26 protein-coding genes are annotated in these 25248 nt (G+C 67.9%); 12 read left to right on the top strand and 14 right to left on the bottom strand.

All coding sequences use genetic code 11. The features are described 5' to 3' along the window. Positions 1–4: 4 nt before the first annotated feature. Positions 5–2209, bottom strand: a complete 2205-nt coding sequence (purL, locus tag HEQ16_16520; protein MCO4055615.1) for a phosphoribosylformylglycinamidine synthase subunit PurL — start codon at positions 2207–2209, stop codon at positions 5–7. Between the two features lie 225 nt (positions 2210–2434). Here purL and HEQ16_16515 point away from each other — a divergent pair, with 225 nt between their 5' ends. Beyond that, positions 2435–3877, top strand: a complete 1443-nt coding sequence (locus tag HEQ16_16515; protein ID MCO4055614.1) for a VWA domain-containing protein — start codon at positions 2435–2437, stop codon at positions 3875–3877. Positions 3878–3879: 2 nt separating this feature from the next. Here HEQ16_16515 and HEQ16_16510 read toward each other — a convergent pair whose 3' ends face one another. Together HEQ16_16510 and HEQ16_16505 are read right to left on the bottom strand one after the other, a co-directional pair. Then, positions 3880–4356, bottom strand: a complete 477-nt coding sequence (locus HEQ16_16510) for an acyl-CoA thioesterase (GenBank protein MCO4055613.1) — start codon at positions 4354–4356, stop codon at positions 3880–3882. Further along, complete coding sequence (locus HEQ16_16505; GenBank protein MCO4055612.1) at positions 4353–5510, bottom strand: iron-containing alcohol dehydrogenase; 1158 nt, start codon at positions 5508–5510, stop codon at positions 4353–4355. The genes HEQ16_16510 and HEQ16_16505 overlap by 4 nt, the downstream gene beginning before the upstream one ends. Before the next feature lie 138 nt (positions 5511–5648). Between HEQ16_16505 and HEQ16_16500 the strand changes: the two genes are divergently transcribed. After that, on the top strand, positions 5649–6149 hold the full coding sequence (locus HEQ16_16500; GenBank protein MCO4055611.1) for a tryptophan-rich sensory protein: 501 nt from the start codon (positions 5649–5651) through the stop codon (positions 6147–6149). On the opposite strand, the gene HEQ16_16495 is transcribed toward HEQ16_16500, so the two are convergent. Genes HEQ16_16495 through HEQ16_16485 form a run of 3 tightly spaced genes read right to left on the bottom strand, consistent with a single transcriptional unit; the run spans position 6132 to position 8207 of the window. Then, positions 6132–6524 (bottom strand): response regulator, encoded by a 393-nt coding sequence (locus tag HEQ16_16495; GenBank protein ID MCO4055610.1) that lies wholly within the window; start codon positions 6522–6524, stop codon positions 6132–6134. The two genes, HEQ16_16500 and HEQ16_16495, sit on opposite strands and share 18 nt — an antisense overlap. A gap of 16 nt (positions 6525–6540) precedes the next feature. After that, positions 6541–7101, bottom strand: coding sequence for a hypoxanthine phosphoribosyltransferase (gene hpt / locus HEQ16_16490; GenBank protein MCO4055609.1), 561 nt, complete (start codon positions 7099–7101; stop codon positions 6541–6543). Positions 7102–7130: 29 nt separating this feature from the next. Next, positions 7131–8207, bottom strand: a complete 1077-nt coding sequence (locus HEQ16_16485) for a hypothetical protein (GenBank protein MCO4055608.1) — start codon at positions 8205–8207, stop codon at positions 7131–7133. Between the two features lie 114 nt (positions 8208–8321). Between HEQ16_16485 and ftsE the strand changes: the two genes are divergently transcribed. The 7 genes from ftsE to HEQ16_16450 all read left to right on the top strand — a co-directional run bounded on the left by ftsE (position 8322) and on the right by HEQ16_16450 (position 14755). Further along, on the top strand, positions 8322–8981 hold the full coding sequence (gene ftsE / locus HEQ16_16480) for a cell division ATP-binding protein FtsE (protein MCO4055607.1): 660 nt from the start codon (positions 8322–8324) through the stop codon (positions 8979–8981). A gap of 150 nt (positions 8982–9131) precedes the next feature. Next, positions 9132–10061: an ABC transporter permease gene (locus HEQ16_16475; protein MCO4055606.1), complete on the top strand. Its 930-nt coding sequence runs from the start codon at positions 9132–9134 to the stop codon at positions 10059–10061. A 159-nt stretch (positions 10062–10220) separates the two neighbouring features. Further along, positions 10221–10946, top strand: a complete 726-nt coding sequence (locus HEQ16_16470) for a YdcF family protein (protein ID MCO4055605.1) — start codon at positions 10221–10223, stop codon at positions 10944–10946. 81 nt (positions 10947–11027) lie between these two features. After that, positions 11028–11756: a 1-acyl-sn-glycerol-3-phosphate acyltransferase gene (locus HEQ16_16465; GenBank protein MCO4055604.1), complete on the top strand. Its 729-nt coding sequence runs from the start codon at positions 11028–11030 to the stop codon at positions 11754–11756. Between the two features lie 160 nt (positions 11757–11916). Beyond that, a complete protein-coding gene (locus HEQ16_16460; GenBank protein MCO4055603.1) occupies positions 11917–12975 on the top strand; it encodes a LacI family transcriptional regulator in 1059 nt (352 codons plus the stop codon). Positions 12976–13038: 63 nt separating this feature from the next. After that, positions 13039–13995, top strand: coding sequence for a 2-hydroxyacid dehydrogenase (locus HEQ16_16455; protein ID MCO4055602.1), 957 nt, complete (start codon positions 13039–13041; stop codon positions 13993–13995). A gap of 4 nt (positions 13996–13999) precedes the next feature. Continuing rightward, on the top strand, positions 14000–14755 hold the full coding sequence (locus tag HEQ16_16450) for an AprI/Inh family metalloprotease inhibitor (protein ID MCO4055601.1): 756 nt from the start codon (positions 14000–14002) through the stop codon (positions 14753–14755). 4 nt (positions 14756–14759) lie between these two features. Here HEQ16_16450 and HEQ16_16445 read toward each other — a convergent pair whose 3' ends face one another. The 4 genes from HEQ16_16445 to HEQ16_16430 form a co-directional block, all read right to left on the bottom strand. After that, positions 14760–15743, bottom strand: a complete 984-nt coding sequence (locus HEQ16_16445; GenBank protein MCO4055600.1) for an SDR family oxidoreductase — start codon at positions 15741–15743, stop codon at positions 14760–14762. A 32-nt stretch (positions 15744–15775) separates the two neighbouring features. Further along, a complete protein-coding gene (locus tag HEQ16_16440; protein MCO4055599.1) occupies positions 15776–16522 on the bottom strand; it encodes an SDR family oxidoreductase in 747 nt (248 codons plus the stop codon). A gap of 129 nt (positions 16523–16651) precedes the next feature. Beyond that, positions 16652–16801: a hypothetical protein gene (locus HEQ16_16435; protein ID MCO4055598.1), complete on the bottom strand. Its 150-nt coding sequence runs from the start codon at positions 16799–16801 to the stop codon at positions 16652–16654. 199 nt (positions 16802–17000) lie between these two features. After that, positions 17001–17984, bottom strand: coding sequence for a tyrosine recombinase XerC (locus tag HEQ16_16430; protein MCO4055597.1), 984 nt, complete (start codon positions 17982–17984; stop codon positions 17001–17003). Positions 17985–18062: 78 nt separating this feature from the next. On the opposite strand from HEQ16_16430, the gene HEQ16_16425 reads away from it, so the two are divergent. Then, entirely contained in the window at positions 18063–20261 is a 2199-nt protein-coding gene (locus HEQ16_16425) for a primosomal protein N' (protein MCO4055596.1), read from the top strand. A 9-nt stretch (positions 20262–20270) separates the two neighbouring features. Here HEQ16_16425 and HEQ16_16420 read toward each other — a convergent pair whose 3' ends face one another. The 4 genes from HEQ16_16420 to HEQ16_16405 all read right to left on the bottom strand — a co-directional run bounded on the left by HEQ16_16420 (position 20271) and on the right by HEQ16_16405 (position 24508). Next, complete coding sequence (locus HEQ16_16420; GenBank protein MCO4055595.1) at positions 20271–20543, bottom strand: hypothetical protein; 273 nt, start codon at positions 20541–20543, stop codon at positions 20271–20273. A 5-nt stretch (positions 20544–20548) separates the two neighbouring features. Next, a complete protein-coding gene (locus tag HEQ16_16415) occupies positions 20549–21574 on the bottom strand; it encodes a WD40 repeat domain-containing protein (protein ID MCO4055594.1) in 1026 nt (341 codons plus the stop codon). A 17-nt stretch (positions 21575–21591) separates the two neighbouring features. After that, positions 21592–22554: a GTP-binding protein gene (locus HEQ16_16410; protein MCO4055593.1), complete on the bottom strand. Its 963-nt coding sequence runs from the start codon at positions 22552–22554 to the stop codon at positions 21592–21594. A 103-nt stretch (positions 22555–22657) separates the two neighbouring features. Beyond that, positions 22658–24508, bottom strand: coding sequence for an aminopeptidase P family protein (locus tag HEQ16_16405; GenBank protein ID MCO4055592.1), 1851 nt, complete (start codon positions 24506–24508; stop codon positions 22658–22660). 361 nt (positions 24509–24869) lie between these two features. On the opposite strand from HEQ16_16405, the gene HEQ16_16400 reads away from it, so the two are divergent. Then, complete coding sequence (locus HEQ16_16400; protein MCO4055591.1) at positions 24870–25016, top strand: hypothetical protein; 147 nt, start codon at positions 24870–24872, stop codon at positions 25014–25016. An 82-nt stretch (positions 25017–25098) separates the two neighbouring features. Continuing rightward, positions 25099–25239 carry a hypothetical protein gene (locus tag HEQ16_16395; GenBank protein MCO4055590.1) on the top strand — a complete coding sequence of 47 codons (141 nt, stop codon included), beginning with the start codon at positions 25099–25101 and terminating at the stop codon, positions 25237–25239. Positions 25240–25248: the final 9 nt, after the last annotated feature.

Below are 25248 nucleotides of genomic sequence, written 5' to 3'. Positions count from 1 at the left end.
GCGTTCAGGCCTTCATGAAGGCGGGGAACCAGCCTTCATGCGCGGCTTTCAAATCCTTGACCGGGATGGGGGCTTCCCCTGGCAGCAGCAGTGCGTCGCCGCCCGTCCGGCCCAAGAGATGCACCGGCGCGTCGGCCGCCGCAAGCGCCTTCATCACCCGGTCGGCGGAGGCTGGCGCGCAGGTCACGACATAGCGCGCCTGATCCTCGCCGAACAGGGCCGCATGGGCGGGCAGCCCGGCCGGCAGCGCATCGATCCGCGCGCCGATCCCGGCGGACATCGCCATTTCCGCCAGCGCCAGCGCGAGGCCGCCATCGGAGAGGTCATGCACGGCGGTGAGGTCGCCGGCGTTGATGAGCCTGCGCACGGCCTCTCCATTGCGACGCTCGACGGCCAGGTCGACCGGCGGCGGCGCGCCCTCCGCCCTCCCGCAGATGTCGCGCAGCCAGATCGACTGGCCGAGCCAGCCGGCGGTGTCTCCGACAAGGATCACGGCCTCGCCCGCCGCCTTGAAGGCGATGGTCGCGTGCCTCGCCACATCAGGCAGGACGCCGACGCCGCCGATGGTGGGGGTGGGGAGGATGCCCTGCCCGTTGGTCTCGTTGTAGAGCGAGACATTCCCCGACACGACGGGGAAGTCGAGCGCCACGCAGGCCTCGCCGATGCCCCTGATGCAGCCGACAAGCTGGCCCATGGCGTGGGTGCGCTCGGGGTTTCCGAAGTTGAGGTTGTCGGTGATGGCCAGCGGCGTCGCGCCGACGGCGCTGAGGTTGCGCCAGGCTTCCGCCACGGCCTGCCTGCCGCCTTCGACCGGATCGGCCTCGCAATAGCGCGGGGTGACGTCGCAGGTCATGGCCAGGCCCTTGGGCCCGTCGCCGATGCGGATGACGCCGGCATCGCCGCCCGGGGTCACGACGGAGTTGCCGAGGATCAGCGTGTCGTATTGCTCATAGACCCAGCGCTTCGAGCACTGGTCAGGCGAGCCGGCGAGCTTCAGCAAGGCCTCCGCGTTGGACACAGGAGGCGAGATCGCCGCCGCGTCGATGACGGGCAGGGCCGGAGAGGGCGTCCAGGGCCGGTCATATTCCGGGGCCTCGTCGCCCAGTTCCTTGATCGGCATGTCGGCCATGACCTCGCCGCCATGCTTCACCACGAAGCGCAGCGTGTCGGTGGTGCGGCCGACGACCGCGAAATCCAGCCCCCATTTGCGGAAGATGGCCTCGGCCTCGGCTTCCTTGCCGGGAGTCAGCACCATCAGCATCCGTTCCTGGCTTTCGGAGAGCATCATCTCGTAGGCGCTCATGCGGTCCTCGCGGCAGGGCACCTTGTCGAGGTCAAGCTCCACGCCAAGGTCGCCCTTCGCGCCCATCTCCACGGCCGAGCAGGTGAGGCCCGCCGCGCCCATGTCCTGGATGGCGTCGACGCAGCCCTTCGCCATGATCTCGAGGCAGGCCTCAAGCAGCAGCTTCTCGGCGAAGGGATCGCCTACCTGCACGGTGGGCCGCTTCTCGGCGGAATTGTCATCGAATTCGGCCGAGGCCATGGTGGCGCCGTGGATGCCGTCGCGCCCGGTCCTGGAGCCGAGATAGACGATGGCCTTGCCCACGCCCGTCGCCCTGGCGAGGAAGATCGCATCCGTCTTCGCGATCCCGACCGCCATGGCGTTGACGAGGATGTTGCCATTGTAGCGCGCATCGAAGCCGACGGAGCCGCCCACTGTCGGCACGCCGAAGGAATTGCCGTAGCCGCCGATGCCCGCCACCACGCCTGCGACGAGCTGGCGCGTGCGCGGATGGTCCGGCGCGCCGAAGCGCAGCGCGTTCAGCACCGCGATGGGGCGCGCGCCCATGGTGAAGACATCGCGCAGGATGCCTCCAACCCCGGTCGTCGCGCCCTGATAGGGCTCGATGAAGCTGGGATGGTTGTGGCTCTCCATCTTGAAGACGATGGCGTCGCCGTCGCCGATGTCGATGACGCCGGCATTCTCGCCCGGTCCCTGCAGCACCCAGGGCGCGCGGGTGGGCAGCGTCTTCAGATGCTTCTTCGAGGATTTGTAGGAACAGTGCTCGTTCCACATCGCCGAGACGATGCCGAGCTCCGTGATCGTGGGCTCGCGGCCCATAAGTTTGAGGAAACGGTCGTACTCATCGGGCTTGAGGCCGTGTTCCCTGACCAGTTCCGGGGTGATCCTGAGGTCGTTGGCGAGCACCACGTCATCCTTCGGCTAGGGCGCCGGTGGCCTCTGAAGGCGTCGTCCGGCCAGATCGGACGCATTGTCCCGATGTGGAACGGCTGTCCTGTTTCGGGGGCAATAGCGTGCTCCACTCCCGGGCACAATCGGGGAAATTGGATCACACTGGCACGGATCGGGGTTGGCCCCGTTATTGCTGCCAGAGGTCGGGGGGGTCGGCTATCGTGCAGCAGGAGCGCCCTCTTGACCATTTTTAGGACTTTGCGTCGTTTCGAGCGTGATCAGCGCGGCGTGGTCGCAGTTTTCTTCGGTGTGTTGCTCATCCCGATGCTAGGCCTGGCCGGCGTCGCCATCGACTACTCCCGTGCGTCCAACGTGCGCATCGCGCTGCAGTCCGCTGCCGATGCGACGTCGCTGGCCCTCGCCAAGGATTCGCTGAGCTCCACCACGTCGCAGTTTAACGCGCATGCCCGGACCGTCTTCAACGCCAACTGGTCACGGCCCTTCAACGCTGAGCTCGAGACCCTGACCGTGAGCAAGCAGCCCGATCGCTTCAGGGTCGATGCACGGGCGCGCGTCAACAATACCCTGCTGCCGCTGCTGGGAATCGCCAACACGGAAGTCTCCGCCAGCTCGACCTCGGGCTGGGGCGTCAACAAGATCGAGATCGCCCTTGTGCTCGACAATACGGGCTCGATGAGTTCGAGCTCCAAGATGCAGGAGCTGAAGAAGGCGCTTTGCGGCGTTCAGGATTGCTCCAACCCCAACCCCACCTCCGGCTTCGTGCGGATGATGAAGGACGCGGCCATCGACGACAACCAGATCCGCGTCTCCCTCGTTCCCTTCGACACGAGCGTGCGCGTTCCGGTCTCGGTGCAGAACGCCGTCACTTCAGGCTCGGTCATGAACGACACCTTCGTGGCATCGGGCTCCGGCTACTGCGGCAGCAACCCGACAACCGCCCGGCGCATCAACTGGAGCCTCACGGGCGCTCCTTCCGGTTCCTGGTTCCGCTTCGCGGATCGCGACAAGGACACCATCTCGAGCGACACCAACGACTCGGGGACTTTCGTTGGCCCAGGCTGCGGCTCGGGCCGCATCACGCCCTCGACCTGGCGCGGCTGCGTGTCGGACCGTGACATGATCGACAATCGCGACACGCGCGCCAGCGGCGTAGACACGTCCGCCGTGGCGACGCTCTATCCGGCCGTCACCTGCCGCTCGAACAATCTGGCGCGCATCGCCTCGTTGGTGGATGTGCGGACGCAATCGTCCAGCCTCATCGCATCCCTCGCCAACATGCAGCCTTCGGGCAACACCAACCTCACCATCGGCGTGAGCTGGGGCACGAACATGCTCACCCACGGGATGCCGATGAGCAACGCCATCGCGCCGGTTCCGAACCTGCAGCGCTTCATGATCCTGCTGACTGATGGCGAGAACACCGAGAACCGCTTCACGGACATCGCCTCCGCGATCGACGCGCGGGCGCTTGCCGCCTGCAACAACGCCAAGGCGCAGGGCATCAAGATCTATGCCGTACGGGTGATCGAGGGGAACAAGAACCTGCTGCAGAGCTGCGCCTCCGGACCCAACTTCTACTATGAGGTCACCAATGCGGCGCAGATCCACGAAGTGTTCAGCGCCATCGCCGGCAGCATCGGTTCGATTCGCATCACCAACTGAGGTCAGCGCGAGGCGGCCGCGTGCCCCAGCGCGGCCATCGCCAGCCGCGCCGGTTCCGGAATGGCGACGGGCCGGCGGCTCTCCCGGTCGACATGCACATGGGTGAAGCGCCCTTGCGCCGCCGCCACTTCGGAACCCGCGCGGAAGACGCCGAGCGTGTAGGTGACGGAGGATCGGCCGAGCCGTTCCACCCGAAGGCCAATCTCTAGAACTTCCGGAAACGAGAAGCTCTCGAAATAGGCGCATCCCGTCTCGACCACGAGGGCAATGATGGGGCTGGTGGCCGGATCCAGCAGGCCCTGGTCGATCAGCCAGCCGTTCACGGCGGTGTCGAACCAGTTGTAGCAGATCACATTGTTGACGTGGCCGTAGATGTCATTGTCGGCCCAGCGTGTCGCCACGGGACGGAACTGGCTGAAATCGGCCCGGCTGAGCCGCGCGGCGCGGGTCTCGCCTGCCGGTTGGCCTGACGCGCTCACCAGGCGGCCTCATAGATTGCCTCGGCATCGGCGAGGTTCAGCGGGCGGGGATTGTTCACGAGCAGCCGCGTCTGCTTCATCGCATCGGCGGAGAGCCGGCCGATGGCCTCGTGCGGGATTCGGACATCGCGCAGCCGGGCGGGCAGGCCCAGACGATCGGCGAGCCCCGCGATGGCGTCCGCGAAAGCCTCGGCCCGGATGTCGGCCGGCAGCGCCGCCAGATCCGGAAAGATGATCGACGCCAGCTCCGCGTAAGCCGGCCCGGCGGCGGGCGCGTTGAAGCGCAGCACATGCGGCAGGACCAGTGCGTTCGACAGCCCGTGCGGCACATGGAAGATGCCGCCGATCGGATAGGCCAGCGCGTGCACTGCCGCGACCGGTGAATTGGCGAAGGCCTGCCCGGCCAGCATCGAACCCAGCAGCATGTCGCCCCTGGCCGTGCGATCGGCGCCATCCGCCACGGCGCGCTCGATGGCGCCGGCCAGCTTCGCCAGGGCAAGGCGCGCCAGCGCCTGCGAGAGCGGATTGTTGTTGGCCGAGGCAGAGGTATAGGCCTCGATGGCGTGGACCATGGCGTCGATGCCGGTGGCGGCCGTGACCGAAGCTGGCAGGCCAAGCGTCAGCTCCGGGTCGAGCACGGCGAGGTCCGGCAGCAGCAGGGCTGAGACCACGCCCTTCTTCTCGGCCTCGCCGGTGGTCACGATGGCGATCGGCGTGACCTCCGAGCCCGTGCCGGATGTGGTGGGCGCCAGCACAAGAGGCAGGCGCGGTCCCTTCGCCAGAGCCACGCCATAGGCGCCTTCCAGCGCCTCGCCCGACCGGGCAAGAAGTGCGGCAAGCTTGGCGACGTCCATGGGCGAGCCGCCGCCGAGCCCGATCACGCCAGTGGCCGCAGCCTGGCGCGCCGCTGAAGCGGCGGACTGAACGCAGGCCTCGGGCGGATCGGCCGCCACATCGGTGAAGAGGGTGACGGCGAGGCCTGCGGCCTCAAGGCTTTCGATGGCAGGGCCGACAAGCCCGGCTGCGACGAGGCCGGCATCGGTCACCACCAGCACGCGCGGGCCCAGCAGGCGGGCGGCCACCTCGCCGAGGCGCCGGATGGAGCCTTCCCCGAACAGGACGGAAGGGGTGGTGTTGAAGGTGAAGTCGTTCATGGAGCGACTGTCGCCAATCCTGCCGCGCAAATCAACGCGTTCGCTGCTGCGCCGCGTGCTGCGTGATGTTGGCGCATGGGCGAACCGATCCAGCCCTCGCGGGTTGCACCAGACGTGAAAGGGTGCATATCCCAGCGCATGGCAACACTCAGATTTCCCCTCGACAAGCTGCTTTACGCGGTCGTTCCCATCGTGCTGTGCTCGTTTCTGGGCAACTTCGCCACGCAGCCGGCGATCCCGGGCTGGTATGCGGGCCTGGTCAAGCCATCCTTCAATCCGCCGAACTGGCTGTTCCCGGTCGCCTGGACGACGCTGTTCACGCTGATGGCCTATTCGGTGTTCAGGGTCTGGAAGATCCCCGCCGACCGGCAGGGGCGGAACGCCGCGCTCGTGATCTTCCATGTCCAGCTCGCGGTGAACTGCAGCTGGTCCTTCGCCTTCTTCGGCGCGCGTTCGCCGCTGCTGGGGCTCGTGGTGATCGTGCCGTTCCTGGCGCTGATCGTGCTCACCATCCAGCGCTTCGCGGTGGTGGACAGGCTGGCCTCCCGGCTGCTGTGGCCCTATGCCGGCTGGGTGGCGTTCGCGACAGTGCTCAACCTGTCAATCTGGTGGCTTAACCGCTCAGCGGGCAGCGCCTGAGGCATTGCCGGCGCTGCTGAGCACGCGCTGCACGGTGCTGCGGAGCTCGGCCAGCCCGAAAGGCTTGGTCATCACATCCACCACGATGTCCTCGAGGAACTTGGCGCGCTCGCGCTGCTCGGCATAGCCGGTCATCAGGAGGATGGTCAGATCGGGGAAATCGCGCTTGGCGGCCAGCGCCATGGCGATGCCGTCCATCAGCGGCATGCGGATGTCGCTGAGCACGAGCTCGAAGCCGCCGGCCCGATCGGTGATGATGTCCATGGCCTCGGCGCCATCGCCGGCCACGGAGACCTCGTGGCCATCGAGAGCGAGGCCACGTGCGATCAGGGAGCGCACGGCTTCTTCGTCATCGACCACCAGAATGCGCGCCATGAATCTGTCCTCGTCCTCAGATGCCGTCAAAGCCGGGCTGGTCATGCATCTCGATGACGCCTACGAAGGGCAGCTGGCGATAGGAATGGGCCACATCCATGCCATAGCCCACGACGAAATAGTCCGGGCAGGTGAAACCCACATAATCGGGCGTGATTGTGACGGCCCGCTTGCCCGGCTTCTCGAGCAGCACCGCCGTCATCACCTTGCGCGCCCCACGCGCGGTGATCAGGTCCTTGGCGAAGGTCAGGGTGCGGCCGGACTCGAGGATGTCGTCAACCAGCAGCACGTCGCGACCCGCGACCTCGCTCTGCACGTCGCGCAGGATCTCGACCTGGCCTGATGACACGGTGGCCTCGCGATAGGAGCTCAGATGCACGAACTCCACCTGCGGCGAAAGGCCGGCGACATGCATGGCGCGGATCAGATCCGCCGCGAACATGAAGCTGCCCTTGAGCACGGCGACCACGAGCAGGTCCTTGGGGTTGCTGGCCGCGATCGCCTCCGCGACCTCCCGGTTGCGGCGTGCGATGGCGACCTCATCGAACAGGACGCGGACGCGGCGATGATCGGCCATGGAAGGCTCCGGCAGGCGGGGTGGTTGGTTCAGCGCGGGGCAGACGCGCTGCGCGCCTCATCAGCGAAACGGACGGCGACAGCGCGGCCTGCCTCAGGCGGTGTCGCAAGCCGCGTGCGGAAATGCAATGCCTCGCCGGCCCTGAGACTCGCGCGCGGGGGCTCCGCGGTCCAGCTGTAGAGGGTGCGGCCATCCTCGCCGCGGACGCTGACCTCGATCAACGGGACGGCAGCGGCCTCGCCCCGCACATTGCGGACCATGCCCTCGACCAAGAGGAAGCGCGCCTCGCCCTCGCGAAACGCCGTGGAGGCTATGTTCTGGAAAACCAGTCCGTTGACGTTCACCGCCATGCCGAGCGCGGCATAGACGGGAGCGCTCGACGGCACATGGCGGACGACAGCCTCGCGTTGCAGCACAAGGCCCGCGATGAGGGCGAAGCCCGTCAGGCCGAGCGCGGCCGGGCCTGCGAGCCTGCGCAAGAGGCCCTTGTCGTGTTTGCCGCCTTTGGCCGATGCCCTGGCCTTCGATGAGGCTCGCCCGGGCATGGGCTGGCCGCGTCGGGCGCCCTTCGCCTTCGGCCTCATACCCTTGGCCCGTGCGCGTGAGAGGCGCGGGATGAAGCGCTTCCAGCCTGTGACAGGCGGCGGCGGAACAGCCGTCGGCTCGCCCGCATCGGGCAAGGCCTCGCTGGCAGGCGTGTCCTTGACTGGGTCCGGCTGCGCTGGTTCCTCACTGTCGAGCCGGGCCGCCTTGCCTTCGTTATCGGTGATGGCGAATTCGGCGGGCTGTTCTTCCCCTGGCGTCGCGTTCAGGGTATTGAAAGGGACGCTATCCGGCGGCAGCGTTGTGCGCAGTCCGGGCTCTGTGTCCGTCGCTCCTTGCGTCTCGGCCTGCACCGTCTCGGCCTGCACCGTCTCGGCCTGCACCGTCTCGGCGCGGATCTTCTGGGCTAGCGCGCTCGCCTCAAGCTCGGCGGTGCGATCGTCGGCGAGGGTGACGAAGAAATCCGTGCGGCAGCTCGCGCAGCGCACGTTCCGGCCCGTCGGGCCGATCTTCTCGTCATCGATGCTGTATCCGCTTGCGCAGGACGGGCAGACAATGAGCATGGCGAATCAGCTTAGAAGCCTTGCGGCCTCCTGTGAGGCCCTTGGCTTCAGATGGCGCGACGTATGGTTAACGCCCGGTAAAGAGAGCCTGAAGCGGCAGGAGAGATCTTACGCATGGTCCGGTTTGAGGGCGTCGGCCTTCGCTACGGAATGGGTCCGGAAGTGCTGAGGGACATCACCTTCAGCATCGAGCCGTGCTCCTTCCAGTATCTGACCGGGCCCTCGGGCGCGGGCAAGACAACCTTGCTCAGGCTCATGCTGCTCTCGCTCAAGCCGACGCGCGGTCTCATCAACCTGTTCGGCCATGATGTGACGCGTCGGCAGAACGATGCGCTGAGCGCCGCGCGCCGCCGGATGGGCGTGGTCTTCCAGGACTTCCGCCTGCTTGACCATCTCACCGTCTATGAGAACGTCTCGCTCCCGATGCGCGTCAAGGGCCGTGATGAGGCCACCTACCGGGCCGAGGTGATCGAGCTTTTGCGCTGGGTGGGGCTCGGCGAGCGGATGCACTCGATCCCGCCTGTGCTCTCGGGCGGCGAGAAGCAGCGCGCGGCGATCGCACGGGCCCTGATCGTGAAGCCCGAGCTTCTGCTCGCCGACGAGCCCACCGGAAACGTCGATCCGACGCTGGCGCGGCGCCTGCTCAGGCTCTTCATGGAGTTGCAGCAGCTCGGCACGGCGGTGGTCATCGCGACGCACGACCTCAACCTGATGGACCAGTACGACGCGCGGCGCCTCGTGCTTGCCGATGGCTACATCCATGTGGATGGCTGAGCGATGAAGAACGGCTCCGGCGCTCGCTGGCCTGCCCTTGTCCAGCGTCTGCGCGCCTGGACGCAGGATGTCGCGGCGGCCGGGCGCCATGCCCTGAGCGCGATCCAGGCCCGCGCAAGGGGTGCGCCCGCGCCGCCGGATCGCACCGCGATGCCGCAGATCCCGGGACTTCCGGCCGGGCTCAAGCGCGAACAGTCGCTGATCCCGGTGGATTCGGCCGCGAGCCGTGCGCTCGTTGCCGTGATCGCGATTCTCACCTTCCTGGCCGCTCTCGCGGGAGGGGCGGCCCACATGGTCGCGCGGGCGTCGCAGGACTGGCGCAGCGCCGTGTCCAACGAAATGACAATCCAGGTGAAGCCGGATGTCAGGCGCAACATCGAGGACGATGTGGCCCGCGCGGCCGAGCTGTTCCGAAGCGCGGCGGGGGTCGAGGCGGTGCGCGTGGTGCCGCGCGCCGAGTCGGAGCGCCTGCTCGAGCCATGGCTTGGAACCGGCCTCGATCTGGCGGATCTGCCGGTTCCGCGGCTCGTCGTGGTGACGCTCGCGCGCGGCTCGCGGCCCGATGTCGCCGCGCTGCGGCAGGCCCTGCGCCGCGACGCGCCGACCGCCAGCCTCGATGATCACCAGCTCTGGGTGGGACGGCTTTCGACGATGGCGAACACGCTGATCCTCGCCGGGGTGGTCGTCGTGATGCTGGTGACGCTGGCTGCGGGGCTAGCCGTCGCCTTCGCGACGCGCGGGGCCATGGCCGGCAGCGAGGACTCTGTCGAAGTGCTCCATCTCGTGGGCGCCGATGACCAGTTCATCGCCCGCGAGTTCCAGGAACGGTTCCTCAAGCTCGGGCTGGAGGGCGGGGCGGTCGGGGGCATGGCGGCGCTGGTGGTCATGATCGTGCTGGGCTGGATCAGCCTGAGCTGGAGCTCGGGGCCGGGAGCGGACCAGATCCAGGCTCTGTTCGGTTCCTTCGAGATCGGGCTCATGGGCTATCTGATCGTGGTCCTGATCGCGGCCATGGTGGCGCTGATCGCGGGGCTGGTGTCGCGCTTCACCGTGCGCCGGCACCTGCGCGAGATGGCCTGACAGGGGCCCGGCCCGCCGGCTGCGGCCTCTGGCGCGGGCCAATTGCTTAATCGCCCCGTGCCGCTATGATTTGCCTCGCGCTGTGCCGTGGCTGCGTGTCTTTTTGATGCCCCGATTGGGATTTACCAGTTTTCCATGTCGTTGTTGCGCGGTCATGAGATGCCGGCCGAGGCCGAGGGGTCGGCCGTATCACGCCGTCTGCGATGGCGGGGGCCCCGTCATGTGCTTGGCTGGATCGTCCTGGCCTTCGTGGCATTGGGCGTTGCCGGGATCGCGGCGTCCTTCACGGCCTTCACCCGTGCCATTCCCGTGCTGGAGCCGCGCGCGGTGGCGCGGGCCGATGGCATCGTGGTCCTCACCGGCGGATCGCAGCGGCTTGCGGATGCCCTGACGCTGCTGGCGGAGGGGCGTGGCAAGCGGCTGCTCATCAGCGGGGTGCATCAGCGCACCGGCCGCGACGAGATCGCCCGCAACGCCAGCCATCTGCGCGCCATGCTGGCCTGCTGCGTCGATCTTGGCAAAAGTGCCCGGAACACGATCGGCAACGCCATCGAAGCGCGGCGCTGGGCGCGGGAGAACGGCTTTTCGTCTCTGCTGGTGGTGACGTCGAACTATCACATGCCACGCACGCTCGGAGAGTTCGCGCATGTGCTGAGCGGGGTTTCCGTCCAGGGCTATCCCGTGGTCAGCGACAGCGTGGACATCACGCAGATGTGGACCGATGCCGGCGCCTTCCGCCTCGTGGTCGGTGAATACGCCAAGTTCGTGGTGTCCTGGCTCCGGCAGATGGTCGAGAGCGACCCGGAGCACTCGCGTCTTCCCGTGCTGGTGGGGCGTCAGAAGCCTTTGGGTCCGCTGCCGATCGACCGCGCCGATCCGCTCTGATGGATAACCGGCGCCGCCAATCGTCGGCGCTGAAGCGGTTCGGGGTTGACGTGGACCGCATGGGTCGTGTTTGACCGCCGCATGATCCGTCTGCGCTCCCTGGTCTTCAACATCCTGTTCTATGTCAACATCATCGCCTGGATGATCGTGTTGCTGCCGACCTTCCTGCTGCCGCGCATGGCCTTCATGCGGGCCGCGCGCGCCTGGGCGCGGTCGTCGCTGTGGCTGCTGCGCGTGATCTGCGGCACCCGGTTCGAACTGCGCGGCGCGGAACGCATGCCACAGGGCGGCTTCCTGGTCGCGTGCAAGCACCAGTCGATGTGGGAAACCTTCGCGCTGTTCTGCGTGTTCGACGATCCGGCCTTCGTGACCAAGCGCGAACTCCAGTGGGTGCCCATGTTCGGCTGGTACACGATCAAGGCCCGCTCGATCCCGGTCAATCGCAAGGGCGGGGCGTCGGCGCTGCTGGCCATGAACGCGCGGGCGGCGGAGGAGGCCGCAGCCGGCCGGCAGATCGTGATCTTTCCTGAAGGCACGCGCACGGCGGCCGGGGCTCCGCCATCCTACAAGTATGGCATCGCGCACATGTACGAGCAGATGGGCATAAGCTGCTTGCCGGTGGGGATCAACTCAGGCCTCTTCTGGCCGCGCCGCAAGTTCCTGCGCTATCCCGGCACCATCGTCGTCGAAATCTGCGAACCCATTGCTCCGGGCCTCAAGCGGGACGCCTTCTTCGCGCTGATGAAGGAGCGCATCGAGACCTCATCGAATGCGCTGCTGGCGGAGGGGCGCGCCTCCCGGCGCCGCTAGCCGAGGCGCGGCGAGCGGAACAGACAGTCTTTGTGTCTATCAATCTTGACAGGCTCAGGCGTCTACGTAATCTTACATCCCTTGAATAGACGAAGTCCCCCGGGTACTTCAGTGCGATGAAGTGCCAACGCTTCACGGAATATTCCATGGGGAAAGCGCCATGAGCAGCTACGGCCATATCGATCCCGGCAGCGGCCGGGCGGCCGGTTCCCGCGTGACGCTCCAGATGATTGCCCGTCAACTCGCCGTGTCCACCGCCACCGTTTCGCTTGCGCTCCGCGACAGCCCGCTCGTGGCCGACGCCACCAAGCGCAAGGTCAAGAAGACCGCCCGGGACCTTGGATACACCTATAACCGCAGCGCCGCGGCCCTGCGCATGGCTCGCACCAACATCATCGCGGTCGCGCTGCACAACATCCTCAACCCCTATTTCGCCGAGATTCTCTCTGCTGTGGAGCAGCGCGCCATCGAGAGCGGCCGGACGGTGATGTTTGGCAGCTGCGCCGGCGATTCGGACCGTCAGGAACGGGTGCTGACGACGCTGCGCGAATATCGCCCGGACGGGCTGCTGTTCTGCCCGACCGTGGGCACCGAAACCGAGCATCTCGACCACCTCATCGCCTCCGGCATCCCCGTGGTGCAGATCGTGCGCGAGATCGAGGACACCGGCTTCGATTTCGTTGGCGTCGATGACGAGCAGGCCGCGCGGCTTGCGGTCGATCATCTGGTCTCTCTGGGTCACCGGCGCATCGCCATGCTGGGCGGATCGATGGGCGTCTCCACCGGGCGCGCGCGCCATGCCGGCTACTGCAAGGCCATGCAGGCTGCGGGCCTGCCGACCGACGCCTCCTGGCATGTGCAGGGCGCCGAGACGCGCGAAGCCGGGATCAACGGCGCCCACTGGTTGCTGGAGCGCCGCGACAGGCCGACCGCGATCTACTGCTACAATGACCTGACGGCGCTGGGCGCCATGGTGGGGATGCGCCAGCAGGGCATCGAGCCCGGCCGCGACGTGTCGATTATCGGTTGCGACGACATTGCCGAGGCGGCGGCGTCCTTCCCCGGGCTCACCACCGTGCGGGGCAACCATGTCGAGATGGTGCATCGCGCCCTCGACGTGCTCAACGAGCGGATGAACGATCCGACCATGCCGCAGAAGCGCCTGCGCGTGGCGCCTGCGCTCGTGGTGCGCGGCACCACGGCGCGCGCTGCGGCTTGACGCTGCCGGGCTTTGCCCGGAATGTGATCGTCGCTCTTCCTCTGCCAACCGGTGCGGCGCTTCATGTCAAGGACTCCCATTCTCGTCGTAGGGCGGCAGATGCCCTATGTGCTCGCGCGGCTGGAGGCCGCGTTCGATGTGCACCAGCTTCCTGCCGAATCAGCGGGCTTCGCCTCACTGGGGCATGTGCGCGGGGTCGCCATGTCAGGCTCGCCGCGGCGCATGGACGGCGCGCTGATGGACCTGCTGCCGAGCCTCGAGGTCGTCGCGAATTTCGGCGTCGGCTATGACGCCATCGATGTGGCGGCGGCTGCGTCGCGCGGCATCACCGTCACCAACACGCCCGATGTGCTGACCGATGAGGTCGCCGACCTCACCATCGCCCTGCTGCTGGCGACGATCCGGCAACTGCCGCAGGCCGAGCGCTATCTTCGCGACGGCAAATGGCTCGAACGGGCCTATCCGCTCACGCCCTCGCTGCGCACCCGTTCGGTCGGCATCGTCGGGCTGGGGCGCATCGGCAAGGCCGTAGCCCATCGGCTGACGGCCTTCGGCGTGCCGATCGCCTATCATGGCCGCAACCGGCAGGCTGACGTGCCCTACCGCTACTATCCGTCGCTTGTGGCGATGGCCGAGGATGTGGACACGCTGGTCTCGGTGGTGCCGGGCGGGGCCGCCACACACCACCTCATCAATGCCGGGGTGCTGAAGGCGCTTGGGCCGCAAGGCATCGTCGTCAATGTCGGCCGCGGCAGCGTCGTCGACGAGATGGCGCTGATCGCGGCGCTCCGGGACAAGACCATCCTCTCGGCGGGGCTTGACGTGTTCGAGGACGAACCGCGCGTGCCAGCGGAGCTGATCGCGATGGATCATGTCGTGCTGCTGCCGCATGTAGGCTCCGCTTCCGTCCATACGCGCGAGGCCATGGGCCAGCTCGTGGTCGACAATCTCACGGCCTGGTTCGATGGCCGCGGCCCGCTGACCCCCGTGGCGGAAACGCCATGGCCGGCGAGAGCCTGACGCCATGCTGAAGCTTGCGCCCGCCCTCGTTTCATTCGTGCTGGCTATCGCAGCTCCTGCCGCCGCGCAGGCGCCTTCGACGTCCGCCGTCGCGCTGCTCCAGGGCAGCTGGGAGCTGACATCGCAGGGCGGCGCGCGCAAGTGCCGGCTGATGCTTCGGCCCGACATGGCCAAGGGCAGGCGGCTGGTGGGCTATCCCGTCGCCTGCCGCCGCTCCCTGCCTGTGCTCGGACGGGTCGTCGCCTGGTCAGTGTCGGATGATGGCTATGTCATCTTGCTCGATGCCGAGGGTAAGCCGGTTCTCGCCTTCGAGGATGATGCAGCCGCCCTAAAGCTAAAGGCCCAGGCCGACGGGGTCGATTACCAGCTCGATTCGATGGGGCGGTCGCGGCGTTATGTGGCGAGGGCCGCGACCCCGCCCGCGCCGCGCGTGCCGTTCGATCCCACCCGCGGTCCCCCGCGGGAGAGCATACCGGGCATCTATGCCATGCTGCGCCAGGGCGGGCAGGAGGTGTGCCGCGTCCAGCTCAGCACCGATCCGGGCGCTGCGGAAGGCCGCTTCCTCACGCGTCATCCCGCGCGCTGCCGTGACAAGGGGCTTCAGGTGTTCGACCTCGTGGCGTGGCGCTACACGGGCTGGCGCATCCACCTCATCGCGCGGCGCGGCCACGAGATGAGCCTCGTTCCCGCTGGCGAAGGCGAGTGGCGCAAGGAGCCTGCCGGATCTGCCGATCTCTCGCTGCGCAAGGTCCAGCCGTAGGTGTTCAGGCGACGAAGGAACCGCCCAGTTCGTCATCGATATGGGCGCGGATGATCTCGTCAAAGCTGCTTTCGGCGCGGAAGCCGAGAACCACGCTGCGCGCCGGTTCGAAATCGCGCGGCCAGCCGGCCACGATGCCCTGGATCACAGGGTCAGGCTCGCGCCGGATGCGGGCTGTCACGGCAGAGCCCGCGACGCGCTCGAGCGCAGCGATCTGCTCGCCCACGGTGCAGGACAGGCCCGGCATGCTGAGCGCGCGGCGCGGGCCGATCGCGGCGAGGTCCATGGTGGCGGCGTGCATCAGGAAGCCCACGGCCGAACGCGGGCTCGCATGCCAGTGGCGCACATCCTCGGAAACCGGCAGCACGGCCTCATGGCCGGCAAGGGGCTCGCGGATGATGTTCGAGAAAAAGCCTGAAGCCGCCTTGTTGGGCTTGCCGGGGCGCACGCACACGGTCGGCAGGCGGATGGCGACGCCGTCGAAGAAGCCGCGGCGCGTGTAGTCGCACAGCAGGAGTTCCCCGATGGCCTTCTGGGTGCCGTAGCTCGTGAGCGGCGTGAGATGGAACTCGTCCGTTATGCGCTCGTGGAAGGGCGCGCCGAAGACGGCTATCGAGGAGGTGAAGATCAGGCGCGGCCGATAGCCATCCCCGATCTGGCGGATGGCTTCGAACAGGTCCCGCGTACCGTCGAGGTTGATGCGGTAGCCCTTCGCGAAGTCCGCTTCCGCCTCGCCCGAGACGATGGCGGCCAGATGCACGATCAGATCGGGCCGCTCGCTCACCAGCCTTGCGGGCTCGCCCGGCGCGGACAGATCGCTGGCGCTGCAGGCGCAGGGGAAGGCCGCGCCGGCCGGCGGCGCGGGCATCACCACGTCATGAAGGGTGGCGCGCGTGACGGCTGCGCCACCAATGCCGCCATCGCGCGCGACGCGCTCCAGAAACTTCCGGCCGACCATGCCGGCGGCGCCCAGAACCAGGATATGCATCTGTCTGTCCTCGCGTTTTCGATGGCGCTCGCCTAGAGGGCGAATCCACCGTCGATGAGATGGATGTGGCCGGTGGTGTAGCTGGACTCGTCGGAGGCGAGATAGACCGCAAGGGCCGCCACTTCCTCCGCCGTTCCAAGCCGTCCCATGGGCTGGCGATCAATGAAAGCCTGTCGCGCCTGCGCCACGCTCACGCCGGTGGCGGCGGCGAGCGCCTCGATGCGCTGGTCGAGGGATGGCGACTGGATGGTGCCCGGGCAGATGGCGTTGGCGCGGATGCCCTTCTTGATGAAATCGGCCGCGACGGCCTTGGTGAGGCCGATCACGGCAGCCTTGGTCGCGCCATAGACATAGCGGTTGGGGATGCCGCGCACCGAACTGGCCCCCGAGGAGATGTTGACGATCGAGCCGCCGCCCGCCGCCAGCATGGCGGGCAGGAAGGCCCGGATCATGCGGTGCATGGAGGTGACGTTGAGATCGAAGGAAAAATCCCAGTCTGCCTCGCTGCAATCGAGGATCGTGCCATGGTGCACGAAGCCGGCGGCGTTGACGAGGATGTCGATGGCGCCGAGCTTGGCGGCCAGCGCCTCGACCATGCGGGTCGAGCGTACATCGAGCTTGCGGCGACGGGCGCGGCGCAGATCGGCCAGCTTGGCGAGATCAAGGTCCGTGGCCACCACCGCGGCGCCCTCGGCGATGAACGCCTCCGCGATGGCGCGGCCGATGCCCTGGCCCGCTGCGGTCACCAGCGCCGTCTTGCCCTTCAACCGTCCCGCCATTGCTGCCCCCTGGCCTCAGGCCTGCCCCAGTCGCAGGGCATCATGTGCACAATGCCGCGCGCCGGCACGATGCGCCAGTGTCAATCCGCGCAGGCGCAGCCTGCGTGCAGCGGCGGGACCGTGCGGGCCTCAGCTCATGCGAACGGCGCTCGCGGCGTTCATCATCATCGCGTTCATGAGATTGGGGCGACGCAGCTTGTGCGCGGCGTGAAGGAGCGCGTCGATGTCGCGCGTGGGGAAGGGCCTGCGCAGGACGTGGTTCAGGCCGAGGCGCTGCATCGGCCACCACGATGGTGATGTGGCTGAAGTCCTCCTGGCTGTAGGGATACGGCATGTCCTGGAACCGGGCTGGGATGAAACGAGCCTGTTTGACCCTACATCCAGCCGGAACCGGGACCCGCCTCGCGAACCTTACGCCGCGCGTGGGTGCCGATCAGTTAAGCTCCTCCGCAGCGGACAGACCGCTTAAACCCCGCCTTCAGGCGCGCGGATGGGCGCTGCGGTAGGCTGCGAGCAGGCGGCTCGAATCGACGCTCGTATAGATCTGCGTCGTGGCAAGCGAGGCATGGCCCAGCAGTTCCTGAATGGCGCGCAGGTCGCCGCCGCGCCCGAGAAGATGCGTCGCGAAGGAATGGCGCAGCGCGTGGGGGGTGGCGCTGTCGGGCAGGCCGAGCGCGCCACGCATGCGCTCGACCGCGAGCTGGATGATGCGGGGCGACAGCGGGCCGCCCTTGGCGCCGACGAAGAGCGGCCCCTCGGCCGGCAGCGTCCTGGGGCACTGCGCCAGATACTCGGCGATGGCCGCGCTGACCGGGGCGATGACCGGCGTCTCGCGGCGCTTTCCGCCCTTGCCGAGAACGATCACCGTGTCCTTGCCGCCGACCGGCGCGTCGCGCCGCGTCAGCCCCAGCGCTTCGGAGATGCGCAGGCCGCAGCCATAGAGCAGCGACAGCACCGCGGCATCCCGCGCCAGGATCCACGGCTCCCGCTCCTCGCCGGCGCGGATATCGACGCCGATCATGGCACGGGCCGCCTTCGCCACGATCGGCCGTGGCAGGGTGCGGGGGATGCGGGGACCGCGTACGTTGACGATGGCGGAGGCCGAGGCCAGGCCATGCCGTTCGAGATGGCGGGCGAAGGAGCGCAGCGCCGCGAGCTGCCGCATCAGCGTGCGGCTTTCCGCGCCCTCCCGCCGGCGCGCGGCGAGGAAGGAACGGATGTCGAGAGGACGCAGCCGCCCCAGCGCCGCAAGGGTCGGCGCATCGCCCAGATGGCTGTGAAGGAAAGCGAGGAACTGGAAGACATCGCGGCGATAGGCCTCAAGCGTGTGCCTGGAGAGCCGTCTTTCGTGCTCGAGCGTGCCCAGCCAGGCTGCGGCCGCGGCGGCGAGCGCCGGGTTGAGCGGCCGGGACAAGTCCGGGCCGGTGGATTCGGGAGGTTCCGGTCGCGCTGGTCGGGGCATGGCTCATCCTCGCCGGGCAGGCTTAACGGACAGAAAACGCTCTGACGCCCATCGGCGAATCGATGCTAATGCCCGATCATGTCCGAACAGCGCGAAGATCCGGGAAGGGCTGACGAGGCGCGCATCGCAGATGTGCTGGTCCCGGTCGGGGTCGACACGGCTTATTCCTATCGCGTGCCGGCGGGCATGGCGCTGGCTGAGGGCGATCTGGTGCGGGTGCCGCTGGGCGCGCGCGAGGCGGCGGGCGTGGTCTGGTCGCTGAAGCAGGGGCGGGGCGACAATCTCAAGCCGGTGATCGGGCGCATCGACGCCCCCGCGCTCAGCGAGCGGATGCGGCGGCTGGTGGACTGGCTGGCCTGGTACACGCTCAACCCCAGGGGCTCGGCGCTGGCGCTGGCCCTTCGCATGCCGGCTCCGGATGACCGGCCCGGGCGGCCGCGTCTGGGCGTGCGCCTCGCCGGCCCCCCACCGCAGCGCATGACGCCGGCGCGCAGCCGCCTGATCGCCGCCGCGCAGGGCGGATTGCTTCATGCCAAGAGCGCGTTGATGGACCTCGCCGGCGTATCGGCGGCGGTGATCGACGCGCTGGTCGATGAAGGCACTTTCGTGGTGGAGGCGCTGCCCCTGGTGGAAGCCGCCCCGCGTCCTGACCCGGACCATGCCCATCCACCGCTCTCGCAGGCGCAGGCCGAGGCGGCCGCCACGCTCGCCGCCATGGCGTCGGGACGCGCCTTCGCGACGGCGCTGCTGGAGGGGGTGACAGGCTCCGGCAAGACGGAGGTCTATTTCGAGGCGGTGGCCGCCGTGGTGCGGCAGGGTCGGCAATGCCTGATCCTGATGCCGGAGATCGCGCTGACAGCGCAGTTCATCGATCGCTTCGCCGCCCGTTTCGGCGTGTCGCCGGGGCTCTGGCATTCGGGGGTTTCAGGCCGCCGCCGGGAGAGGCTGCATGCCGCCGTGGCCAATGGGGAGGCGCTTGTGGTGGCAGGCGCCCGCTCGGCCCTGTTCCTGCCCTTCCGGGATCTGGCCCTCATCGTGGTCGATGAGGAACATGAGGCGGCCTACAAGCAGGAGGAAGGCGGCAGCTACCATGCGCGTGACATGGCCGTGGTGCGGGCACGCTTCGAGGATGCAAGCGTCATCCTTGCCTCCGCCACGCCGTCCATCGAAAGCCGGGTCAATGCCGAACGCGGGCGCTACCGGCACGTGCGCCTGCCCGAACGCTTTGGCGGGCGCAGCCTGCCCGAGCTTGCCGCCATCGACCTCACCCGCGAGCCGGCCCCGCGCGGGCGCTGGATCTCGCCGCGGCTCGAGGACGCCGTGCGGCGCAATCTCGAAGCGGGGGAGCAGTCCTTGCTGTTCCTCAACCGGCGCGGCTACGCCCCGCTGACCCTGTGCCGCAGCTGCGGCCACCGCTTCCAGTGCCCCAACTGCTCCACCTGGCTGGTCGATCATCGCTTCCGGCGCGCGCTCGTGTGCCACCACTGCGGCCACATCGAGCGGCGGCCCGAGCAATGTCCGCGCTGCGATGCGGTCGATTCGCTGACTGCCTGCGGCCCCGGCGTGGAGCGGCTGGCCGAGGAGGTGGCGGCGACCTTCCCCGATGCCAGGACGATCGTGCTCTCTAGCGATTTCCCCGGCGGCGCGGAAAGGCTCAAGCAAGAGTTGCAGGCCGTGGCGGACGGCGAGTTCTCGATCGTGATAGGCACGCAGCTGGTCGCGAAGGGGCATAACTTCCCGGGCATGACGCTGGTCGGCGTCATCGATTCCGATATCGGCCTCGCCTCTGGCGACCCGCGCGCCGCGGAGCGCACCTTCCAGGTGCTGCAGCAGGTCACGGGGCGCGCCGGGCGCGGCGACCGGCCGGGACAGGCCCTGCTCCAGACCTATCAGCCCCGCCACCCGGTGATGCTCGCTCTGCTGTCGGGCGAGCCGGAGCGCTTCTACCGCGCCGAAATCGAGAGTCGCGAGGCTGCCGGCATGCCCCCATTCGGCCGGCTCGCCGCGCTCATCGTCTCCGCAGCCGAGCGGCCGGATGCGGAGCGCCATGCCCGCGATCTCGCCCGCGTGGCGGAGGCGCCGGATGGCGTGATGGTGCTGGGACCTGCCGAAGCCCCCATCGCGCTGCTGCGCGGCCGCCATCGCTTCCGGCTTCTGGTCAAGACCGAGCGGCAGGTGGACCTTCAGGCCTATCTGCGGGCCTGGCTTGCGCGTGGGCCGAAGCAGCGCGGCTCGGTTCGGGTGATGGTGGATGTCGATCCGCAAAGCTTCTTCTGAAGGGGCGGATCAGGCGGTCAGCGCCTCGCGCAGGGCCTCGATCGTGACGTCGGCTGCCGGAAGCTGCACCTTGTAGGCCCTGGTGCGGCGGCCGGGGATCATCACCAGAATCACCGTCTCGGTTCCGGGGCAGGCCGGGTCGGCGCAGACGATCTCGTTGGCCGAGATGCTGGCGTCTTCCTCGAGGCCCAGGATCTCGCGCGTCTGCGCCTTGATGCGGGCGAGGGCGGCTGCATCCGGCTCTTCGGCGCCCAACCCCTTTTTCCACAGGCCAAGCCGCATGGGCGTCAGGTCGGCAAGGTGAGCAGGCCGGCGGCGCCGTCCTCGCATCCGAAGATCAGGTGCTTGCCGGCCTTGTCCCAGCTCAGCGCGGTGACGCCCGAACCCTTGACGGCGGGCCGCGCGAGAAGCTCGGAGCCATCGGTGAGCCGCAGCAGAAGGATGCAGCCATCATCATAGCCTGCGGCGATGACATAGGCGCCGGGATGGAAGGCGACCTGCGTGACGCGCGAGCGCCGGACGCCGCATTCGCGTGGGGCCTTGCCCATGGGCCCGTCGCCCTGGAAGGGCCAGATGATCACGGCCTCGGCGCCGCTGGTGGCGAGCCAGAGCCCGTCATGGGACCAGGAGAAGGACCGCGTCTTGGCCGGGTAGCCGCTCATGCGCATATGCGCCACCTTCTCGCCGGGCTTCGTCGCCAGACGCCAGCCATGCAGCGCGTTCTCCTGCATTGAGGTGACCACGAAGCGCCCGTCCGGCGAGATGGTGGCGTCCAGATGCGCGCCCTTCCATTCAAGGCATTCGGGCTGTGTCTCTGTGTTCGGAAACCACAGGCTCGCGCCATTGTAATGGGCGATGGCGATCCGGTAGCCCTTCGGCGCGAAGGCGAGGCCCATGGCTGTCGAGTGCGCCTCGAAGCTCTTCAGCCGCCCCTTGTCGTCGCGCGCTGTGACGCGCTTGCCTGCGCTCCAGGCCACGGCGCCGGTTGCGGATGCGGCGACCGCATCGATCCAGGCGCCTTTCGGATCGTGCCCGAGCTCGGTCACCTCGCCGTCGGCGCCCATCGCGCAGACCCGGCCATCGCCGCCCCCGGTGATGAGGCGCCCGCCTGCCGCCGTCGCGACGAGAAGGCCGCCCGCGCCGTGGATGTCGACCAGGCGGCCAGCGCCTGGCTGGCCCAGCAGCACGCCGCCATCTGCCTGCGCCAGGACCGGCACGCTGCCGAGCCAGGCAGCAGCGACCACATGGCCGGCCGGTTCGAAGGCTGCAACGTGCTGCGTCAGCGACACCGGCGGCGGGCCTGGGTTCAGCATCATCGCCTCCCCGGCCATCAGGCCGCCGTGGCGAAGAAGGCCTGCCGGATCGCATCGCGGTCCAGATTGCGGCCGATGAAGACAGCGCGGCTCACGCGGGCCTCGTCTGCCTTCCAATCGCGTTGCAGGTCGCCGTCGAGCAGCATGTGCACGCCCTGGAAGACGAAGCGGCGCGGCTCGTTCTTGAAGGCGAGGATGCCCTTGCAGCGCAGGATGTCGCCGCCCTGCACCTGGGTCAGTTCCTGGATCCAGGGCATGAACTTGTCGGGATCGACATCGCCCCGGATCTCGAAGGACATCGAGCGTATGTCCTCGGCATGGTGGTGATGATGGCCTTCCTCGAGAAAGTCCGGCTCGATGTCGAGGATGCGGTCGAGATCGAAGGCGTTGCGGTCCAGCACGTCGCTGATCGGCAACTGGCATCGCGTGGTGCGGTGAAGCTTCGCGGCCGGGTTGATCGCGCGGATCGTGGCCTCGACGCTGGCGAGCTCGTCGGGCGTGACAAGATCGGTCTTGTTGAGCACGATGACGTCGGCGAAGGCGATCTGGTTCCTGGCCTCGGGCGCGTCCTTCAGCCGCTCGGTCAGCCATTTGGCGTCGGCCACGGTCACGATGGCGTCGAGACGCGCCCGGTCGCCGACATCCTGATCCATGAAGAAGGTCTGCGCGACCGGCGCGGGATCGGCGAGGCCGGTGGTCTCGACGATGATGGCGTCGAACTTGCCCTTGCGCTTCATCAACCCGTCGATGATGCGGATGAGGTCCCCGCGCACCGTGCAGCAGATGCAGCCATTGTTCATCTCGAAGACTTCCTCGTCGGCGCCGACGACCAGGTCATTGTCGATGCCGATCTCACCGAACTCGTTGACGATCACAGCATATTTCTTGCCGTGGGGCTCGGAGAGAATGCGGTTGAGCAAGGTTGTCTTGCCGGCGCCGAGATAGCCGGTGAGAACGGTGACGGGGATCTTGTCGGACATGGTCGAGCCTTTCGGGATCAGGCCGTGAGGTGGCGGCGGCTGCGCGAATTATGAAGCTGATATAGTGTAACAGTTCACGCTGCGCCATAGGGTGCGGGCTGTCTCAGAGCGGAGCGCAGGCAGCCTCCAGCCAGTCGCGCTCGGGCAGCGGGACGAGCGGCCCGATCTCGGAGAGAACGCGGGCGTGGTAGGCATCGATCGAGGCCCGCTCGCCATCATCCAGCAGGTCGACCGCGATCAGCGCGCGGTCATAGGGCGCGAGGGTGACGGTCTCGAAGCCATACATGTCGCGCTCCGCTCCCGCGATGGTCCTCGGCTCGACCACGATGAGGTTCTCGATGCGGATGCCGTAATGGCCCTCGCGGTAGTAGCCCGGCTCGTTGGAGAGGATCATGCCCGGCTCGAGCGGCGTGTGGCCTGACTTGGCGATGCGCTGCGGACCTTCATGCACAGAGAGGAAGGCGCCGACGCCGTGGCCCGTGCCGTGGTCGAAATCGAGCCCGGCCTGCCAGAGCGGCAGCCGTGCCAGCGCATCGATCTGGGCGCCGGTGGTCCCCTTCGGGAAGACGGCGCGGGATATGGCAAGGTGGCCCTTGAGCACCAGCGTGTAATGACGGCGCATCTCGTCGCTGGCTGAGTAGACGGCCAATGTGCGTGTGATGTCGGTGGTGCCGTCCTCATATTGGCCGCCTGAATCGATCAGGAAGATGCCCGGCTCGATGCGGCGGTTGCTGGTGGTGGTGACGCGGTAATGCGGCAGCGCGGCATTGGGTCCGGCGCCTGCGATCGAGCTGAAGGCGATCTCCTTGAGCTGGTTCGTCTCGCGCCGGAAGCGCTCCAGCTCCGCTGCGGCGTCGATCTCGGTCAAGGCGCCAGCCGGCGCTGTCTTCGCGAACCAGCTCAGGAAGCGGGTCATTGCGGCTCCGTCGCGCCTGTGCGCCGCGCGCGAGCCCTCCAGCTCGACCGGGTTCTTGGCAGCCTTCATCAGCGCGATGGGATCAGGCCCGATATCGGCCTTGCCGCCGGCCTCGACGATCAGATCGCGAATCGCGGCGGCCGCGCTGGCCGCTTCGAGGCGGATGGCGCGGCCCGGCGCGACGCTGGCCAGAAGCGACGCGAAGCTGTCCGGCTGCAAGGCCTCGGCCAGACCCGACAGCGCGGCCATCACAGGCGCGGACAGCTTGGCGCTGTCCATCACCAGCTTCACGGGGCCGTTCGCAAGCACGATGCCGTAGCCCAGGGCGATGGGTGTGTGGGGAACGTCGGCGCCGCGGATGTTGAGGAGCCAGCACAGGTTGTGGGGATCGCTGATCACCAGCCCGTCGCATTTCGCCTTGGCCAGCGCGGCGCGCAGGCGGGCGATCTTCGAGGCTGCGCCTTCGCCGGCCAGCGCCTCGGAATAGCTGACCACACGCCCGGACGGAGGGGCGGGCCGGCCTTGCCAGAGGGCGTCGACCGGATTGCCCGCCACCGCCAGGAGGCGCCCGCCCGCCCGCTCGGCCGCCTCCCCGAGCCGGGTGACCTGATCCGGCGTGTGGACCCATGGGTCGTAGCCCAGCGCTGTGCCGGCAGGGAGGTTCTGCTCGATCCAGGCTTCCTGCGATTGCTGCGCCATCTGCACGGGCGTGATGAGCCCAAGGTCGGTCTGCGCCGCCGCCTGCAGCGTGTAGCGGCCATCCACGATCAGCGCGGCCTTGTCCGCCAGCACCACGGCCGAGCCCGCCGACCCTGTGAAGCCCGTGAGCCAGGCCAGCCGCTCGTCACAGGCCGGAACATACTCGCCCTGATGCTGGTCCGAGCGCGGGATGACGAAACCGGCCAGCCCGCGTTCGGCGAGCCAGCCGCGCAGCGCGGCCAGACGCGGCGCGACATTGGCAGGATCGGTCTGCTCCTCGAAGCTCTGGAATTCGCAGCGAGCGGTGGATGAGGGCGCGGTGTGGGGTGCTGCCGGCATAGCGCAGTCCTTTTGGGAAGAGGGCCGGAGACTAGGAGGAAGGTTGTGGCCCGTCCAGCCAGGGCTCAGGATTTCAATATGCGTTTATTGCATGTGAATTAACGAGATTTAACCTGTCATGCTTTGGGTGCATGCATCGCATGTGCGCGCACCTCTACCGCAGTGCAACATGAGGGGCCAGTTTCTTTGCACAAGAACAACAGGAAACGACCGAGCCGACGGCCTTTTCGTGTCAACGACCCTGAAAGGAGCCACCATGGCTTATCTCCAGACCGGCGCTGCCCATGCAGCCTCCCTCCTGGCTCCGCATGCGCGTGCAGCCGCGCCGCGCCTTCATCGGCTGTCTTTGATGAACCGCATCGTGAATGCGCTGATCGAGAGCCGGCTGCGCGCGGCCCAGCGTGAAATCAACGCAAAAGCCTATCTTTTCGACGGCAAGCCGCCTGTGCTCATTGAACTGGCGCGGGTTTCGCCCGCCAACGACGCCAGGCTTCCCTTGAACTGCTGAATGGCGCCGATGCCTGTGCGCCATCGCACGGACATCAGCGGCCAGCGCCCCTAGCCTATCCTTCACAATCAGGAATCAGATCATGCTCGCCTTCATCATCAGCTTTGCCCGCAAGACAGCCGCCACCGTCGCCGACCTCTGGGCCTTCACCGATGCCGTGATCCAGGACATGCGCCAGACGCGCAAGCAACTCGAAGACCAGTACGGCCCGCTCGGGTTCTGAGCAGCGAGA

The organism is Bosea sp. (in: a-proteobacteria), assembly GCA_023910605.1.
In the GTDB taxonomy this organism is placed as follows: Bacteria; Pseudomonadota; Alphaproteobacteria; order Rhizobiales; family Beijerinckiaceae; genus Allobosea.
This window is presented reverse-complemented; position numbering and strand designations above follow the sequence as displayed.

What these genes read in the sequence shown, in the direction of transcription:
- HEQ16_16475 (MCO4055606.1), top strand. Translation starts at nt 9,132, where the DNA reads ATGCCGCAGATCCCGGGACTTCCGGCCGGGCTCAAGCGCGAACAGTCG.
- HEQ16_16485 (MCO4055608.1), bottom strand. Translation starts at nt 8,207, where the DNA reads ATGCTCATTGTCTGCCCGTCCTGCGCAAGCGGATACAGCATCGATGAC.
- HEQ16_16440 (MCO4055599.1), bottom strand. Translation starts at nt 16,522, where the DNA reads ATGGCGGGACGGTTGAAGGGCAAGACGGCGCTGGTGACCGCAGCGGGC.
- HEQ16_16405 (MCO4055592.1), bottom strand. Translation starts at nt 24,508, where the DNA reads ATGCCGGCAGCACCCCACACCGCGCCCTCATCCACCGCTCGCTGCGAA.
- HEQ16_16455 (MCO4055602.1), top strand. Translation starts at nt 13,039, where the DNA reads ATGTCAAGGACTCCCATTCTCGTCGTAGGGCGGCAGATGCCCTATGTG.
- HEQ16_16465 (MCO4055604.1), top strand. Translation starts at nt 11,028, where the DNA reads ATGATCCGTCTGCGCTCCCTGGTCTTCAACATCCTGTTCTATGTCAAC.
- HEQ16_16495 (MCO4055610.1), bottom strand. Translation starts at nt 6,524, where the DNA reads ATGGCGCGCATTCTGGTGGTCGATGACGAAGAAGCCGTGCGCTCCCTG.
- HEQ16_16445 (MCO4055600.1), bottom strand. Translation starts at nt 15,743, where the DNA reads ATGCATATCCTGGTTCTGGGCGCCGCCGGCATGGTCGGCCGGAAGTTT.
- HEQ16_16505 (MCO4055612.1), bottom strand. Translation starts at nt 5,510, where the DNA reads ATGAACGACTTCACCTTCAACACCACCCCTTCCGTCCTGTTCGGGGAA.
- HEQ16_16470 (MCO4055605.1), top strand. Translation starts at nt 10,221, where the DNA reads ATGCCGGCCGAGGCCGAGGGGTCGGCCGTATCACGCCGTCTGCGATGG.
- HEQ16_16415 (MCO4055594.1), bottom strand. Translation starts at nt 21,574, where the DNA reads ATGCTGAACCCAGGCCCGCCGCCGGTGTCGCTGACGCAGCACGTTGCA.
- HEQ16_16425 (MCO4055596.1), top strand. Translation starts at nt 18,063, where the DNA reads ATGTCCGAACAGCGCGAAGATCCGGGAAGGGCTGACGAGGCGCGCATC.
- HEQ16_16430 (MCO4055597.1), bottom strand. Translation starts at nt 17,984, where the DNA reads ATGCCCCGACCAGCGCGACCGGAACCTCCCGAATCCACCGGCCCGGAC.
- HEQ16_16435 (MCO4055598.1), bottom strand. Translation starts at nt 16,801, where the DNA reads ATGCAGCGCCTCGGCCTGAACCACGTCCTGCGCAGGCCCTTCCCCACG.
- HEQ16_16500 (MCO4055611.1), top strand. Translation starts at nt 5,649, where the DNA reads ATGGCAACACTCAGATTTCCCCTCGACAAGCTGCTTTACGCGGTCGTT.
- HEQ16_16410 (MCO4055593.1), bottom strand. Translation starts at nt 22,554, where the DNA reads ATGTCCGACAAGATCCCCGTCACCGTTCTCACCGGCTATCTCGGCGCC.
- hpt (MCO4055609.1), bottom strand. Translation starts at nt 7,101, where the DNA reads ATGGCCGATCATCGCCGCGTCCGCGTCCTGTTCGATGAGGTCGCCATC.
- HEQ16_16450 (MCO4055601.1), top strand. Translation starts at nt 14,000, where the DNA reads ATGCTGAAGCTTGCGCCCGCCCTCGTTTCATTCGTGCTGGCTATCGCA.
- ftsE (MCO4055607.1), top strand. Translation starts at nt 8,322, where the DNA reads ATGGTCCGGTTTGAGGGCGTCGGCCTTCGCTACGGAATGGGTCCGGAA.
- HEQ16_16395 (MCO4055590.1), top strand. Translation starts at nt 25,099, where the DNA reads ATGCTCGCCTTCATCATCAGCTTTGCCCGCAAGACAGCCGCCACCGTC.
- HEQ16_16420 (MCO4055595.1), bottom strand. Translation starts at nt 20,543, where the DNA reads ATGCGGCTTGGCCTGTGGAAAAAGGGGTTGGGCGCCGAAGAGCCGGAT.
- HEQ16_16460 (MCO4055603.1), top strand. Translation starts at nt 11,917, where the DNA reads ATGAGCAGCTACGGCCATATCGATCCCGGCAGCGGCCGGGCGGCCGGT.